We start from the raw sequence: 16,926 nt of genomic DNA on the forward strand, positions 1-16,926 counted from the left end.
TGGTTCAGAAATTGATCATTTACATTAACTCATTTTATAATACACACACTTTAAATACGCTCCTTCTTCAAATGTTATTGGGTGATCTATATCGTGATATGTTTTTTCCAACACACTAAAATTTCTTCCACTTTGAGATATGTTTTCATCACATATATTAAAAAAGTCCTCTGATCTTACCCTAGAAGAACAAGAGGCTAAAACTAAAATTCCCTTTTCACCAACCAACTGAGCTCCTAGCCTAGCTAATCTAGCATAACTATTCTTTGCCTTAGAAATTTCACTTTCTCTCTTAGCAAAAGATGGAGGATCAATAACAACGATATCAAATTTTCTGTTATCGCTTATAAGATTTTGCAACCCTTCGAAAGCATCTATAACCATTATATTATGGTCTCCCGAATGCTTGTTTAAAGAAGCATTATCTTTTGCCATTTCTAGAGCCTGTCTACTTATATCAAGACTCACAACTTCTGTAGCATTCCCAGCCAATGCATGAACAGAAAATCCTCCTGCATAAGAAAACACATCCAATACTGTTTTTCCATTAGCAAGATCACCGACTCTCTTTCTATTATGTCTATGATCTAAAAAATATCCAGTTTTATGACCTTTAATTACATTCGCCGAAAACAAAACTCCATGTTCTTCGAACACTACTACCTCATTCTCCAAATCTCCAAAAATTACATCCCCGTCCTTTAAATTATATGTATCACCTCTAGTTTGTAATGATCTGCTTAGTCTCATTACAACAGTTTTACATTCTGTATTTTCTATTAAACAAGGTAGCACCCAATTAATATATGGAAACCAAATATGAGAATACAATTTTATAACTAAAACGGTATCATACACATCTGCAATAAAACCTGGCATTTGATCATTCTCACCAAATATTAATCGATAACTATTTGTCTTTGTTTCTAATAACTCTTTTCTAGTACTATAAGCTTGTAAAATTCTATGACCAAACCATTCTTCATTTATTTGAGCTGCTTTCTTAAACTGAATTATTTTAATTCTAATTGGAGAATATGGATCATACAATCCAATTGCAATAATAGTATTCTTTTTGCTGTCATATATAATAGCTAAATCTCCAGCATTTCCTTTATTACTTTGTTTAATAATACTATTTTCAAAAACCCAAGGGTGTCCTCTTTTCACCATTTTTTCTGCAGAGGGTTTAAGTTTTATTGCTAATCTTTGAGTGTTGATTTGCGGGACAATATTCATCATATGCAAGAATAGTAATATTTTTTAGTATACAGGAACTATAATATATAAAAACGGGATTGTATCTGGAAACAATCCCGTTTTAACCAAAACTTTTCTAGCTAATGAACCTATTGAGGAATCGCCATTTTAGACTATTATAGGTGTGACATTCTAACTTCGGGTTTTAAGAGATTTCCATGTGTAATATATATGTTGGTTGACAAAAACATGAATTAAAAAAATAAAGTCTGGTTTACATATTAAAAGTAAAACATTTATACAACTTACGGTTGCGTGTAAACCTCAAAAAAAGTAAACTAAAATAGTCTTATTTACTTTACAAAATTAGAAAAGCGCTTATCCCAAGGAGTATCAGGATAAACGCTCAAAAAAATATTGTTCGAACTTGTAATTATTTAGTAAAGTAAATCTCGCTTTTTGATTGTAAGTTAAATTTAAATACTTTTTCTAAAAAGCATCAATCCCAAGATGTATCAGGATTAATCCCCTTTAAGTATACATTCAACTTTTTTATCTAATAATAGATCTTGTTGACTTCTCTACTGTTTACATCTATATGACGAGCATGACTAAATTTTGTTACACTTTTTTTTTATTATTTTTGTTTTAAACATCTGAAAATTAAAATAATCCAGTAAAATCAATACCTAAAGTCCATATTTTTTTTTACGAAAAAATATGTCTCATTATTAATAAATATTAAAAATTACAATTTTTTAGCATTCTTAACCTTACTCTTGGTTAATGCTAATTCCAAAACTTCACTCATTTCTTTAACGTAATGGAATTTTAATCCTTTGAGATACTCTGCTTTAATTTCATCAATATCTCTTTTATTATCCTCACACAACAATATTTCTTTGATATGAGCTCTTTTTGCTGCCAAGATTTTTTCCTTAATTCCACCAACAGGTAATACCTTACCTCTTAGTGTTATCTCACCTGTCATAGCAATACTCTTTTTGACCTTTCTTTGGGTAAATAATGACACTAATGACGTAAGCATCGTAATTCCAGCACTAGGACCATCTTTAGGAGTAGCTCCTTCCGGAACATGAATATGAACATTGTAGTTGCTAAAAATATCTTGATTAATTCCTAAAACATCCGCATTAGCTTTTATATACTCCATAGCAATAGTTGCAGATTCCTTCATTACTTTTCCTAAATTACCAGTAATTGTTAAGCTTCCTTTTCCTTTGGAAAGAATCGATTCTATAAATAAAATATCACCACCTACACTAGTCCAAGCCAATCCTGTAACAACACCTGCTACTTCATTATTTTCATATTTATCACGCTCTAATCTAGGAACTCCTAAAACCTCTACAACATCATCATTACTTACCTTTATATTATAAGTCTCTTCCATTGCTATATTTTTAGCAGCGAACCGCACCATTTTAGCAATTTGCTTTTCCAATCCACGAACACCAGATTCTCTTGTATATCCTTCTACGATCTTCTCTAATTGTACCTTTCCTATTTTTAAATGAGATTTATCCAATCCGTGTTCAACCAATTGTTTTGGTAATAAATGTTGTTTTGCAATTTCAACTTTTTCTTCTATCGTATATCCTGTAACATTAATGATCTCCATACGATCTCTTAGAGCTGGCTGAATTGTATTAAGGCTATTGGAAGTAGCAATAAACATCACTTTGGAAAGATCAAATCCCATTTCTAAGAAATTATCATGAAATTCAGAGTTTTGCTCAGGATCAAGCACTTCTAATAAAGCAGAAGAAGGATCTCCTTGGTTTCCTACAGAAAGTTTATCTATCTCATCTAAAACAAAAACTGGATTACTTGTTCCTGCTTTTTTAAGGCTTTGAATAATACGACCAGGCATCGCACCTATATATGTCTTTCTATGTCCTCTAATTTCTGCTTCATCTCGCAATCCACCTAGTGATATACGTACATATTCTCTACCTAATGCTTCGGCAATAGACTTCCCTAATGATGTCTTACCGACTCCCGGAGGACCGTACAAACATAGTATCGGTGATTTCATATCATTACGCAGCTTTAGTACTGCTAAATATTCTATGATACGCTTTTTTACTTCGTCTAAACCGTAATGATCACGATCAAGGATTTTCTTGGCGCGTTTTAGATCAAATTTATCTTTACTAAATTCATTCCATGGTAAATCTAAAAATAGATCTAAATAATTACGTTGAATAGAATATTCGGCTACTTGCGGATTCATACGACGCATCTTAGACAATTCTTTGTCAAAATGTTTCTTTACATTTTCATCCCATTTCTTATCCTTACTTCTAACCTGCATTTCCTCTAACTCATCTTCATGAGACACACCACCTAGTTCCTCCTGAATCGTTTTCATCTGTTGATGAAGAAAATACTCTCGTTGTTGCTGGCTCATATCATGCTGAACCTTATTTTGTATATCATTTCTTAGTTCCAATTTCTGAAACTCTAAATTCATATACTTCAACGTTGCTAGAGCTCTATCCTTAATACTATCAATTTCTAATATTTTTTGCTTTTCATCAACTGGTAAATTTAGATTTGAAGAAACAAAATTTATCAAAAATGAATTACTTTCAATATTTTTAATCGCAAAAGATGCTTCCGAAGGAATATTAGGACTTTCCTTTATAATTTCTAAAGCCAATTCCTTTATAGAGTCAATAATCGTATTAAATTCCTGATTTTCTTTAGCAGGTCTAGTTTCTGGAACTTCTAATACTCTTGCTTTAATATATGGTTCTTCTTCTAAGATCTCATCTATCTTAAACCTTTTCTTACCCTGTAAAATAACAGTTGTATTTCCATCAGGCATCTTAAGAACTCTTAAGATTCTAGCTACTACTCCAACCTTATTTATATCCTTAGAAGTAGGGTTTTCTACGTCTTCTTCTTTTTGAGAAACTACTCCAATCGTTTTATTTCCATTATTTGCTTCATTAAGAAGCTTAATTGATTTATCACGACCAGCAGTAATAGGAATCACTACTCCTGGAAATAAAACAGTATTTCTCAATGGTAATATAGGAAGCGTTTCCGGAAGTTCTTCTTTATCGATTTCCTCTTCATCTTCAGGTGTCATTAAAGGTATTAATTCTGCATCTTCATTTATTCCTTGAAATGACAAACTGTCAAGAGTTGTTAATTTGGATTTCGTCATAAGTATATATACAAAGTCATTTTGTCATCTAATCAAAATGACATTCTTTAAAAGTTTATTAAATCTAATTTTAGAATCGATAACAGTTGCAAAATAAGGCATTTGTACCTGATTCTACTTAGATAAGTCAATTGTTATGCCATAAACTTCAAAAAAATATTTTTAAAACTGTAACAAAAAGGATCTATCCATATCTTTATATAAAGTAAACTGAAATTTTTGACACTAACCAAACTAAATACTGAGCAACTGATAGAAAGGTGCCGTAAGCAAGATCAGAGTGCGCAGATGGAAATTTATAACAGATACTATAAAGCTATGTATAACACAGCTTATAGAATTATAAAAAATTCTGCAGAAGCTGAAGATGTGATGCAAGAAGCTTTCTTAACAGCATTTACTAAATTGTCAATGTTAGAAGACAATAAGGTATTTGGAGCTTGGTTAAAAAAAATAGTTGTTAATTCTAGTCTTACAATATCTCGTAAGCGAAATATTTATGGTGAGGTCCCTTTAGAAACCATTGAATATGCACTTACAGATGAAACAGAAGGGGTTGTAAGAGAAGATTTAACTAGTGTTAAAGCTAATACAGTTTTAAATACTTTAAAAGAATTAAAAGAGAGCTATAGTACTGCATTATCATTACACTTGATAGAAGGTTATGATTATGAAGAGATTTGTGGGATATTAAATATATCATATTCTAATTGCCGTACACTGATTTCTCGCGCGAAAGAAAGTTTACGTAAAAAATTAATAGTTACATGAAAAAGGAAGATGAAATAGATAAGTTATTTGAACGCTTGGAAAATCAACTTGATGTATTTGAACCATCAACTGATCATAAAATACATTTTTTAGAGAAATTACAGGAGCAAAACAAAGTTATTCCTCTTACATCTAAAAAGATAAATTGGATAAAACCTTTAGCTATTGCAGCTTCTATAGCAATATTAATAGGTACCATATCAATAGCTCCTATATTTAATACTAATGAAAAAGCTGATTTAGCCAGTGTTTCTCCACAAATGGAGGATACTCAAAATTTCTTTACAGTTGCGATCAAAAACCAACTGGAAGAAATTGATAAAAACTCATCGGAAGAAACTACGGAACTAGTTGAGGATGCTATGAAGCAGTTAGAAAAATTAGAATCTAGTTATGAACATCTAAAAAAAGATCTAGTAGAAAGTGGTAATGATAAAAGAGTAATCAGCGCGATGATTAAAAACTTTCAGAAAAGAGCAACTTTACTAGAAAAAGTATTAGAAAAAATTGACAACATCAACAAAATAAAATTAAATGAAAATGAAACCAATATACTATAAATTAATATACTTACTACTTCTAATACCGGCCATTTCTCTAGCAAATGGAGATATTAGAAAGAAAGGAAAATATACAAAAGAGAAATCTATGAAGAAAGAATTTTCTGTAAGCAGTAATGCTTTATTAAAAATAAGCAACGATTATGGAAATCTAGATATAACTTCTTGGGATCAGGATAAAATCGTAATGGAAATTAATATAAAAGTTAATGGAAATGATGAAGAAAAAGTAATAGAAAAACTTGAAAGTATTGGCGTAGATTTTGAAGCATCTTCACAAATGGTAAGTGCAAGAACTACATTTAACAAAGATAGTAAATCATGGTGGTCTAAATTCTCAGATAGTTGGGGTGGAAATAACCTAAAGCTAGAAATTAATTATACGGTAAAAGTACCAATTACAAACAGTGTAGATCTAAATAACGATTATGGAAGTATAACTCTTGATAAGACAAAAGGGAATGCTAAAATAAGCTGTGATTATGGTCAGATCATTGTGGGCGAATTACTTGGAAATGAAAACTATATAAGTATAGATTACACTCACAACAGTACAATAAAATATATGAAAAGTGGAAAAATTAATGCTGATTACTCAGATTTTATTTTAGATATGGGAGATGAGGTTCTACTTAATGCAGACTATACCAAATCAAAAATAAAAGCGGTCAAAGAGCTTAATTATAACTGTGATTATGGTAGTTTAAAAGTAGAAAAAGCAGGAATTTTTAAAGGAAATGGTGATTACCTAGATACTAATATTGGAAACATAAGTAACAGTGTAAATATCAACTCTGACTACGGATCTATTGATATTAAAAACTTAGAATCAACAACAAACAATGTCAATATTAGAACCGATTATACTGGTGTAAGTATTGGGTATGACTCTACTCTAAGTTTTGATTTTGTTATAAAAACTTCCTACGGAGGAATTAATCTTGATGACAGCATTAACACAATGAAAAAGAGTAAAGATAATTCTAGTAAAGATTACAGAGGATATCACGGAGAAAAAAACAGTGGAAATTCCATTGATATTTCTACTAGTTATGGTGGAGTTAAACTAAGAAAAAATTAATTCAAATATTCAATCAATTATGAGAACAGTAACAATCATTTTAGGCTTAGCATTATGCAGTATAACATCAATAAATGCACAATGGTGGGGAAAAGGAAAAAAAATAGAAGGAAATGGCAATGTAGTAACTAAAAACAGAAATTTATCAAGCTACGATCAAGTAAAACTAAAAGGTAGTTTAGATGTCGCTTTAGTTGCTGGAACCGAAGGTAATATTAAAATTGAAGCGGAAAGTAATCTAATTCCTCACGTAATCACTGAGGTAGAAGGTGATGTTCTAAAAATCTATGTAGAAAAAGAATATTATTTAAAACCAAGTAGAAATAAAATAATACTTATTACGGTACCATTTAAAGATATATCGAAAGTAAGTTTGTCTGGATCAGGAGATATTTATTCCAAAGATACTATAAAGGCCGAATCTTTTGAAACTAGAGTTTCTGGATCAGGAGATGTAGGCTTAGAAGTACAAGCTAAGGAAATAGAAGGATCTGTCTCTGGTAGTGGTGATTTAACGCTAAAAGGTTCTGCAGAAAACCTAGAATTAAATGTAACTGGTTCTGGGGATGTGCGAGCATATGATCTTAAAGCTAAAAATGTAGATGCATCTGTGACAGGTTCTGGAGATATTAAATTAACATCTACTCATTATTTAAAAGCACGTGTAACAGGGTCAGGAGATATTGATTATCAAGGGAATCCTGAAAAAGAAGATAAAAAAGTTTCAGGATCTGGTGATATTACAAGACACTAAAAAGAAGCATATTTCAATAATCCGAAAACTGTTTAAGAAGTTTTACTTCTTAGGCAGTTTTTTTTACGTCTAATAATCTTTACTTTTGTAAGTAACTTGATGTAAGCTATTAAGGGATACTTGCATCACATTAAAGTATAATGCTTTAATTAACCCCAAAACAAGAACGAACACGTTGCATTTTTTATCAAAGAAAGAAATTAATCTTAAAGAAATCATTCCGCAAGGTTATGTAGACATGCACTCCCATTTATTACCTAATATAGATGATGGAGTCAAGACTGTATACCAATCTGCTTATATTATTGAACAATTTAGAAATTTAGGAGTAAAAAAAATTATTACTACACCTCATGTAATGCAAGAGGTATGGCCAAATACTTCTGAGATAATTAAAAGTAAACATCAAGAAATGAAACGAGTATTATCTACATTAGATCTTGATATTATACTAGAAGCTAGTGCAGAATATATGTTAGATGATTTATTTTACCAAAGAATTAAAGCAAATGATATTATACCACTACATGAAAAATATATACTGGTTGAAATGTCAACTTTTAGCGCACCAATTAATTTAAACGAACTTCTTTTCGAAATTAAACTAGCAGGATTCTCTCCTATTTTAGCACATCCAGAACGTTATTCGTTTTATCAAGACCATATGGATAAATACATTGAATTAAAGGAATCTGGATTTTTATTTCAACTCAATTTACTTTCTATTTCAGGATTTTACGGAGAAAAGGTTAAGAATAAATCGCTAAAACTACTAGCTGAAGGTTTTTATGATTTTGCTGGTTCTGATGTTCATAATTATCATCAATTCGAGATTCTTGAAAAAGGTTTTTTACCAAAAAATGCCGAAAAAATTTCGGCATTAATGAAAAAGAATCGATCTTTTAATTAATCTTTTGCTCCATATCCATAACCGTACCCGTATCCTACTTTATCACCTGCTGCATTTAGTAATACGGCCATATTAGGAAGACGTTTTTCTCTATAGAAATTTTCTGGAACTTGAAGTATTCTCTTATCTGAATAATTTTCTCTTACAATATAGATACTTAAATCAGAAAAATGACCAATCAATAAAGTATCTGTTACCAAACTTACTGGTGCTGTATCTACAACTATATAATCATAATTATCTCCTAAATAATCGAACATTTCCTTCACTCTATCATTCATCAATAATTCCGCTGGATTAGGAGGTATAACACCAGAAGGCACTACAAAAAGAGGATCATTTTCTCCTTGTTCATAAACAACATCTTCTGGTTTAATGTCCAAATTCATAATAAAATTGGTAAATCCAGGAGTATCTTTCCCTTTTTGTAATTCAAAGAAATTATGAAACTTTGGATCACGAAAGTCAGTTCCTAAATATGCCACTTTTTTTCCTGATATTGCCAATGTTTTTGCAAGATTAGAAGAAACTAAGGTCTTCCCTTCTCCAGAAATTGTAGAAGTAACAAAAATAATTTTACCCGTTTCCTTATGCGTACCTGCCATTAAGAAACCTAAATTTGTCCTAAGAATTCTGAAGGCCTCTGCAATAGATGATCGGCTATTTCTAGAAACCACAATCTTACTTTTCTTACTTTTAGTTTTTGGTATAGCTCCTAAAATTGGCATAGATAACGATCTTTCTAAGTCTTCTCTAGAATTTACCTTAGTATTGAATAGATCTAATAAATAGATAGTCAAAAAAGGCAACGCAAAACCAAAAAATATCGCTCCAAAATAAATCATCTTCTTATTTGGTGATACTGGGTAAGAACCTAAAGTAGATGCTTTATCAATTACACGTGCATTCGATAATGTGATATGACTTGTAATCTCGGCTTCTTCTCGTTTTTGTAATAAATATAAATATAATTGTTCTTTTATACCTTGTTCTCTTCCGATAGCAGTCAACTCCTTTTGTCTTAGTGGCGCATTATACAATTGACCACTAAAATACTTGTCTTGAGTTCTTAAACTATTCAAACTTATATTAATAGAGTTTTTTGCACCGTTTAAACTAGCAATTAACCCTTGTCTAAGTGAACCAATTTGCTCATCAATATTAACTACAACGGGATTTTGTACACTAGAAGATTTTAATAATCTTTTTCGTTGACTTATTAATCCATTATAACGAGCTACGGTTGATGTAATCGAAGGATCATCAAAACCAAGTGTTGAAGGTAAAATATCATATTTACCATCTTGACTAAGTACAAAACGTCTGGTTGATTCAATTTTTCTTAATTGAGTTTCAAATCTATTGATTTCTTGTAAATTTCTAGAATCAATATCGGCAACTCTCTGCGTTTGTGCAGACACATCATTAGTCAATCCAAATTTAGATTTATAACCTGCAGCTTCATCATCCACTTCAGACAAGTCACCAGAAATTAGATCTAATCTCTCATTAATAAAACCAGCTGTTCTAGCAGATGTCAATTTCTTATTTTCAATAGTAGATTTGTTATACTCCTCTACCAAATTGTTGATGATATCTTTTGCCTTTTCCTTTACTGGATCATTTAAAGACAATTTTACGATTGAAGATCCTTTGCCTATCGTAATAACAGATAATTTATTTCTATAACTCTGAGCTACAATATTTACCGGAGTTATTTTAATATGTATAACTTTTCCTTTGTTTGATTCGATCCCATCAATGTTTGGAGTTATTACGATATCTCCAATACTAGTATTAATGGTCTTTCCAAAAGAGTGATCACTCAATTTCTGTCCTTCTTTATCTACGAACGAAAAAGAAGTCTGCGAATTAATTAAAACTCTAAAATTCTTTGATTTTGTATGAACTATAGAATCTGCAGATAAAAAATTAATCTCAATTAAAGATTTAGGATAATTTTCCGATTCAAGAACCCTACCTTTGGTAAAATATTGAACATTTAATTTCAAATTATTTACCACGTTGGTAAGCAATGTTCTGGATTTTATAATCTGAATCTCATTTTCTATTTTATTCTTAGAATCATCTAGTAAACCAAGATCTTTAAAAGCTGACAGTTCTGATTCACTAACACTCTCCTCCTGAGAAATTAAAATTGTACCAGACACATTATATTGAGGTATGGTATAGCGTATATGTAAATATGCCAAAGTTCCAAAAACAACAACACTTAGTAAAAACCAATACCATTTTTTTACATACTTTAAAATCTCATCTCTAAAATTGAAACTTGACTTAGGAGCATCAATAAAGGTGCTGTTATCAGTAGTATTATCGGAATTATTATTAGAAATCATATATTGCCTATCTTAAAATAAGTGCTAATGCAGCTAAACCTACACTTATTACACGCAAAACAATTCCAACTGTTTTATCTTGTCCTTTAGAACTCTTTATTCTGGCGTCATTAGGTTCGACATATAACACATCATTTTGAGCCAAATAATAAACTGGAGAATCAAAAATAGATTTAGAAGTAAGATCTACTTTATGATAGGTATTAACTCCGTCATTTTCTCGAATCACCATAATATTACCTCTTTTTCCCATAATAGTTAGGTCTCCTGCTAAACCGATAGCTTCGATAATAGTAATTCTTTCGTTAGGAATTGTAAAAGAACCAGGTCGTCCAACCTCACCTATAACAGTGATTTTAAAGTTTTTAAGTCTAACATTTACTATAGGATCTTTTATATAGATTTTTAGTTTCTCCTTTATCATATCCTTAATTTCAACTCGAGTTAAGCCAGAAATTTTTAATTTTCCTAATACCGGAAAATCAATATTTCCATCTTCATCGATCAAATATGTAGGTTCTACGCCTCCACTTGCAGCAGATGATCCTGCACTATCACCAGAAGGAGAAGGTAAACTAGCTCCTTGCATTAAATTAAAAGGTCTTGCAGCATCCATATCGGTTGCAGAAACTAAAATACTTACTACGTCATCCACCTTAAAAACTGGTGTAAATGAATTCGTAGATTTAATTTTTTCTAAATCCTTCGATTCTTGAAAATAGACAACATCAGTAGGTGTTTTGCAAGAAAAAACAAATGATGATACTACTAATAAAAGTAAAAACTTGATTGAATGCATATTTTAAATTCTTTAGGGCATTTTGATCTATAAACAAAAGTATAATAATATTCTTGTTTATAGCTACTATTTTAAAAAGAAGACTAAACTAATACCTTTTGTACTTTGTTATTAGTTTCGTTGTTTTCGATATCGATACTTTCGAAAGTAGAATTCTTAGAAATGAACTCAGGAACAATTTCTTTAAGTTTTCCTACGATTTTATGATCTTGATTAAATAAATTCATAATACACAAATCATCAATCTTATCCATTATTAAAGGACAATCCTCATCATCGTGCTTACTTATCATTATTTTTTTATGATATGTAGGTAACGTATTTTCTGTATCTGCTAAAAGTTCTTCGTATAACTTTTCACCTGGTCTTAATCCAGTAATTTCAATGTCAATATCATTTGGATAATTAAGTCCTGATAATCTGATCATTTTTTTAGCTAAATCAAATATTTTAACAGACTCCCCCATGTCAAAGATGAAAATCTCACCTCCATTACCCATAGTACCCGCTTCAATTACCAACTGAGATGCTTCTGGAATTGTCATAAAGAAACGTGTAACATCTTTATGAGTTACTGTAAGTGGTCCTCCTTTATCAATTTGTTTTTTAAACAAAGGAATCACTGAACCGTTAGAACCTAAAACATTTCCAAATCTCGTAGTAATAAATTTAGTTTTACTTGTTCTATGTAAACACTTGATATACATTTCGGCCACTCTTTTGGTAGCACCCATTACATTTGTAGGATTGACAGCTTTATCTGTAGAAACAAAAACAAACTTATCTACTCCATATTCTGAAGAAAGATCAGCTAACTTTCTAGTTCCTAAAACATTAATTTTAATTGCCTCACAAGGATTGTTTTCCATTAAAGGCACATGTTTATATGCAGCTGCATGGAATACCATATTCGGTTTAAACCTGTCAAATATTGTTTCTATACGTTGGTGATCTCTTATGTCAGCTACAATTGGCGTAAAATTAGTAACACCTTTGCTTAATAATTCCTGTTGAAGATCATACAATGGTGATTCTGCTTGATCAACTAATACCAAATGTTTATATGTATAAAATGAAGCCTGTCTAACGATTTCACTACCAATAGATCCTGCCGCCCCTGTTATTAAAACAATCTTATTATCAAGTTCTCTTTTAATATTTTGATTTTCTAATGCGATCGGAGCTCTATCCAATAAATCCTCAATTTGTATTTGTTTTATTTGAGAAACATTTAGTTTACCATCAATCCAATCATTTATTGCAGGTATAATCTTAACTTTTACAGATAACTTCAGCAAATTATCTGATATTTTAGATAAACGATGCTTATCTATATGAGGAATTGAAACAACTATTTCTGTAATATTATGTTTTGTAATATAACTTTGAGTAATTGCTTCAGAACGATATACTTTTATTCCATTAATTGTTTTTCCAACCTTTTGTGGGTTATCATCAATAAATCCAACTACAGTTACAGATTTATGAGAATCATTTGTAATTGCAGCCAATGTTATCAAACCAGAATCACCCGCTCCATAAATCATTACTCTTGAAGAATCTCCTAATTTTGATTTTACATATAAGTAACAATATTTAAATATCAAACGACTCGTTGTAAGCGTAATAATATTTAACAAATAATGCACACATATAATTGATACCGGAATATTTAAAAGCTCTGGCATCAATGATAATCTACTAGAAACCATTAAAGCACCGCTTAACGAAATTAATACGGTAACAGCTAAGAACAGATTATAAGCATCTCTCATCCCAGTATGTCTTACCACACCTTTATACGATCCAATTAATAAGAAACTAATCCCAGCTAACACAGTCATAACCGGAACTTGGTATATGAAATTAGTTAGATCAAAATCAAATGTAATACCAAATCTAACTACGTATGCCAAAAAGAAATTAAAAATAGTTATTGCAATATCAATAGATAATACAAGCCATTTAGATGCATGCTTATGCGAGTTATTAATTATGTAATCCTTAATCATCTCAATACTTTTTTAATTACCGATACAATTCTAAATAAATCTTCTTCTTCAAGATTAGACCCGCTGGGTAGGCAAAGTCCTCGATCAAATAGGTCATCAGAAATTCCATTGAGGTAGACATCACAATCTGCAAAAACAGGTTGTAGATGCATGGGTTTCCATAGTGGTCGGGATTCTATATTTTCTTTTGCTAAAGCTAACCTTAACTTTTCTCTCATTTCATAAGAAACAGTTGTTATACAGGATAGCCATCTGTTAGAATAAAAACCTGATGGTTCTTCTAGAAATTTAATTTCTTCGAAATCAATTAGGTTTTCTTTATAAAAATTAAAATTACTCCGTCTATTAGTAACGTGTTTGTCCAATACTTCCATCTGTCCCCTTCCAATTCCTGCAATGATATTACTCATTCTATAATTGTGACCGATTTCAGTATGTTCATAATGTGGAGCATTATCTCTTGCTTGTGTAGCAAGAAAAATTGCTTTGTTTTTAAGTTCAGGTTTTTTTGCTATTAATGCACCTCCACCAGAAGTGGTAATTATTTTATTCCCGTTAAATGAAAGAATCGCAATATCTCCAAAGGTTCCACATTTAACATTGTGATAAGAACTTCCTAAAGATTCTGCGCTATCTTCCAAAACAGGAATACTATATTTCGAAGCTATTTTATGTATCGCTTCTACTTTATATGGCATACCATATAGATGTACTGCAATAATAGCTTTTGGCTTTTTACCTTTTTTTGCTATTCTGTCTTTTATAGCTAATTCTAGTTGCTCAGGACAAATATTCCAAGTTTGTTCTTCGCTATCTATAAAAACAGGATTTGCACCAAGATATACTATCGGATTTGCTGAAGCGGCAAATGTCATACTCTGACATAATACTTCATCTCCTAAAGTAACTCCCAAAAGTTTAAGTCCTAAATGTAGAGCTGCTGTCCCCGAACTAAGCGCTGCTACATTACTACTTTCTCCGAGATAATTCTCAATGTCATTTTCAAAACCATCAACATTTGGACCTAAAGGGGCTACCCAATTAGTATCAAACGCTTGTTTTACATAGCTTTGCTCCGTTCCCCCCATATGTGGTGAAGAAAGCCATATCTTCTTGGACTCTACTGCATTCATAATTTTCCCCATTAATTAATGAACAATAATTTATCCTCAACAATTACAACATATATGCCGTAATCATCAATTTCTTTATTAATACTCTAAAAATTTTAGGAAGAAGGGGGTAGTACTTCCAACTTGTATTTTTCTCTTACTTGCTTTAACCAATGCTAAAATAGTTTAGTTACATTAAATATCATTAGAAAAACTCATATTTTAGATGGAATACTTAAAAAATGCGTTTAACAGCATAGCTAGTTTGTAATTACATCTAAAACAAGGGGTTTACCGTAAGAAAATTACTATATATTCCTACGTATAATATCCGTAAAAACTTACAAAAAATAATTCAGTATTCTCTAAACTACCTAACAACAGCACTTTTAACATTTTTTAAACAAATTTTATAAAATAATTTACCAGTAATTTCTTACTTATTCTGTTTTGGATATTCTATGCAATTATACTGGTAAATTTTGACAAACTAATGAGGAAATTGCCTGTTTCTTAACAGGGTTTTTCCCCTACCCTAGTTATTAAATACGAAAGAAATAATCCCATTAAAAATGGAATTATAAAAAAAAGTAGATAATTCTTGATTTATTAAATTAATTAAATAAAATTTACACGCTTCAAAAAAAGAAATCACCAAATTGTAATAAAACAAATCCCCCCGAATTTTATATTAATGATTATTCATGTTATTTAATTCTTTAGATTTTTTCATCTTTTTGCCAGTAGTGTTTATAATTTACTGGTCATTATTTAGTAAAAACTTAAAACTTCAGAATTGTTTTATTCTGATGGCTAGTTATGTTTTCTATGGAATGTGGGACTGGCGTTTCCTGTTTCTAATTTTAGCTAGTACAATTATTGATTATATCGTTGGTCAATTTATCCATAAAAACGACTCTAATCACCTTAGAAAAAGGTGGTTATGGGTTAGTGTTATTTTTAATATTTGCCTTTTAGGTTTTTTTAAATATTATAATTTCTTTATCGATTCTTGGATTGATTTTGTTACTATTTTTGGATACGAAATACAAAGTTCTTGGACTTTAAAAATTATACTTCCGGTAGGAATATCATTCTACACATTCCAGACAATGTCTTATTCATTAGACATTTATTATAAAAGATTAAGTCCAACTAAAGATTTTATTTCTTTTGCAACGTTTGTTAGTTTTTTCCCTCAACTTGTGGCTGGTCCAATCGAAAGAGCATCCAATTTACTGTCTCAGATTACGGTAAAAAGAACGTTTAATTACGTACAATGTAAAGAAGGATTAAAATTAATTCTCTGGGGACTCTTTAAAAAAGTAGTTATTGCTGATTCTATCGCTCCGATAGTGGATGATATTTTTGCTAATTATCATGATTATCCAGCCTCAACACTTATACTTGGAGTTACCTTATTTAGTTTCCAGGTATATGGTGATTTTAGTGGATACTCTGATATTGCAATAGGTACTTCAAAATTATTCGGAATTGAATTAATGTCAAATTTCAAGTTTCCAAACTTTTCTAGAAACATGGCCGAATATTGGCAAAGATGGCATGTATCTCTATCCACTTGGTTCAGACATTATGTATATATCCCGCTTGGTGGTAGTAGAGTTAGTAAGTTAAAATCTATAAGAAATATTTGTATAATTTTCTTAGTTAGTGGTTTTTGGCACGGAGCGAATTGGACCTTTATAGTTTGGGGAACCATTCATGCTGTTTTATACATCCCTGTTTTTCTTATGGGACGCAATAGAATATACATGAACAACGTAGTTGCAGAAAACAGATGGTTTCCTTCAATAAAAGAAATATGCCAAATGCTTCTAACCTTCTCTCTTGTAACCTTCTCTAGAGTATTCTTTAGATCGGAATCAATTACGGACGCTTTTGGTTTTCTAAAACAGTTATATACTAATTTTTATTTTGAAATATATGAACACCCTTTAGGCTATCGTATGATAGATTATTTTATACTTTTAGTAATCTTTATTATATACGAATTTAGAATTAGGAGAGATGAAAGATCTCCATTTAAGTTTAAATCAAAAATTATTCGATTTGTAATCTATACAATAGTAATTCTTGGAATGCTACTTTTCTTTGATGATAACATAGATCGATCCTTTATTTATTTTCAATTCTAAAGTCATTAAATA

12 protein-coding genes are annotated in these 16,926 nt (G+C 30.6%); 6 read left to right on the forward strand and 6 right to left on the reverse strand.

Annotated features, from left to right (window positions below):
• Positions 1-24 precede the first annotated feature (24 nt).
• Positions 25-1,242 carry a class I SAM-dependent rRNA methyltransferase gene (locus H526_RS0102855; protein WP_342667678.1) on the reverse strand — a complete coding sequence of 406 codons (1,218 nt, stop codon included), beginning with the start codon at positions 1,240-1,242 and terminating at the stop codon, positions 25-27.
• A gap of 706 nt (positions 1,243-1,948) precedes the next feature.
• Positions 1,949-4,399, reverse strand: a complete 2,451-nt coding sequence (gene lon, locus H526_RS0102860) for an endopeptidase La (protein ID WP_027391595.1) — start codon at positions 4,397-4,399, stop codon at positions 1,949-1,951.
• A gap of 219 nt (positions 4,400-4,618) precedes the next feature.
• Here lon and H526_RS0102865 point away from each other — a divergent pair, with 219 nt between their 5' ends.
• The 5 genes from H526_RS0102865 to H526_RS28155 all read left to right on the forward strand — a co-directional run bounded on the left by H526_RS0102865 (position 4,619) and on the right by H526_RS28155 (position 8,475).
• Entirely contained in the window at positions 4,619-5,170 is a 552-nt protein-coding gene (locus H526_RS0102865) for an RNA polymerase sigma factor (RefSeq protein WP_027391596.1), read from the forward strand.
• A complete protein-coding gene (locus H526_RS0102870) occupies positions 5,167-5,730 on the forward strand; it encodes a hypothetical protein (RefSeq protein WP_027391597.1) in 564 nt (187 codons plus the stop codon). The genes H526_RS0102865 and H526_RS0102870 overlap by 4 nt, the downstream gene beginning before the upstream one ends.
• Complete coding sequence (locus H526_RS0102875; RefSeq protein WP_035084370.1) at positions 5,711-6,811, forward strand: DUF4097 family beta strand repeat-containing protein; 1,101 nt, start codon at positions 5,711-5,713, stop codon at positions 6,809-6,811. The genes H526_RS0102870 and H526_RS0102875 overlap by 20 nt, the downstream gene beginning before the upstream one ends.
• Before the next feature lie 19 nt (positions 6,812-6,830).
• On the forward strand, positions 6,831-7,565 hold the full coding sequence (locus tag H526_RS0102880) for a head GIN domain-containing protein (RefSeq protein ID WP_027391599.1): 735 nt from the start codon (positions 6,831-6,833) through the stop codon (positions 7,563-7,565).
• A gap of 175 nt (positions 7,566-7,740) precedes the next feature.
• Positions 7,741-8,475: a tyrosine-protein phosphatase gene (locus H526_RS28155; RefSeq protein ID WP_035084180.1), complete on the forward strand. Its 735-nt coding sequence runs from the start codon at positions 7,741-7,743 to the stop codon at positions 8,473-8,475.
• On the opposite strand, the gene H526_RS0102890 is transcribed toward H526_RS28155, so the two are convergent.
• The 4 genes from H526_RS0102890 to H526_RS0102905 form a co-directional block, all read right to left on the reverse strand.
• Entirely contained in the window at positions 8,472-10,835 is a 2,364-nt protein-coding gene (locus H526_RS0102890) for a GumC family protein (RefSeq protein WP_081415533.1), read from the reverse strand. The two genes, H526_RS28155 and H526_RS0102890, sit on opposite strands and share 4 nt — an antisense overlap.
• A 7-nt stretch (positions 10,836-10,842) precedes the next feature.
• Complete coding sequence (locus H526_RS0102895; RefSeq protein ID WP_027391601.1) at positions 10,843-11,634, reverse strand: polysaccharide biosynthesis/export family protein; 792 nt, start codon at positions 11,632-11,634, stop codon at positions 10,843-10,845.
• Between the two features lie 83 nt (positions 11,635-11,717).
• Positions 11,718-13,646: a polysaccharide biosynthesis protein gene (locus tag H526_RS0102900; protein ID WP_027391602.1), complete on the reverse strand. Its 1,929-nt coding sequence runs from the start codon at positions 13,644-13,646 to the stop codon at positions 11,718-11,720.
• Complete coding sequence (locus tag H526_RS0102905; RefSeq protein WP_027391603.1) at positions 13,643-14,779, reverse strand: DegT/DnrJ/EryC1/StrS family aminotransferase; 1,137 nt, start codon at positions 14,777-14,779, stop codon at positions 13,643-13,645. The genes H526_RS0102900 and H526_RS0102905 overlap by 4 nt, the downstream gene beginning before the upstream one ends.
• 788 nt (positions 14,780-15,567) lie before the next feature.
• Here H526_RS0102905 and H526_RS0102910 point away from each other — a divergent pair.
• Positions 15,568-16,914: an MBOAT family O-acyltransferase gene (locus H526_RS0102910; protein ID WP_342667679.1), complete on the forward strand. Its 1,347-nt coding sequence runs from the start codon at positions 15,568-15,570 to the stop codon at positions 16,912-16,914.
• The last annotated feature ends 12 nt before the right edge of the window (positions 16,915-16,926 follow it).

This window comes from Aquimarina latercula DSM 2041 (genome assembly GCF_000430645.1).
Lineage (GTDB): Bacteria > Bacteroidota > Bacteroidia > Flavobacteriales > Flavobacteriaceae > Aquimarina > Aquimarina latercula.

Excerpts from the sequence above, each read along its gene's own strand:
- H526_RS0102855 (WP_342667678.1), bottom strand. The coding sequence starts at position 1,242 with ATGATGAATATTGTCCCGCAAATCAACACTCAAAGATTAGCAATAAAA.
- lon (WP_027391595.1), bottom strand. The coding sequence starts at position 4,399 with ATGACGAAATCCAAATTAACAACTCTTGACAGTTTGTCATTTCAAGGA.
- H526_RS0102870 (WP_027391597.1), top strand. The coding sequence starts at position 5,167 with ATGAAAAAGGAAGATGAAATAGATAAGTTATTTGAACGCTTGGAAAAT.
- H526_RS0102875 (WP_035084370.1), top strand. The coding sequence starts at position 5,711 with ATGAAACCAATATACTATAAATTAATATACTTACTACTTCTAATACCG.
- H526_RS0102880 (WP_027391599.1), top strand. The coding sequence starts at position 6,831 with ATGAGAACAGTAACAATCATTTTAGGCTTAGCATTATGCAGTATAACA.
- H526_RS0102890 (WP_081415533.1), bottom strand. The coding sequence starts at position 10,835 with ATGATTTCTAATAATAATTCCGATAATACTACTGATAACAGCACCTTT.
- H526_RS0102895 (WP_027391601.1), bottom strand. The coding sequence starts at position 11,634 with ATGCATTCAATCAAGTTTTTACTTTTATTAGTAGTATCATCATTTGTT.
- H526_RS0102900 (WP_027391602.1), bottom strand. The coding sequence starts at position 13,646 with ATGATTAAGGATTACATAATTAATAACTCGCATAAGCATGCATCTAAA.
- H526_RS0102905 (WP_027391603.1), bottom strand. The coding sequence starts at position 14,779 with ATGAATGCAGTAGAGTCCAAGAAGATATGGCTTTCTTCACCACATATG.
- H526_RS0102910 (WP_342667679.1), top strand. The coding sequence starts at position 15,568 with ATGGCTAGTTATGTTTTCTATGGAATGTGGGACTGGCGTTTCCTGTTT.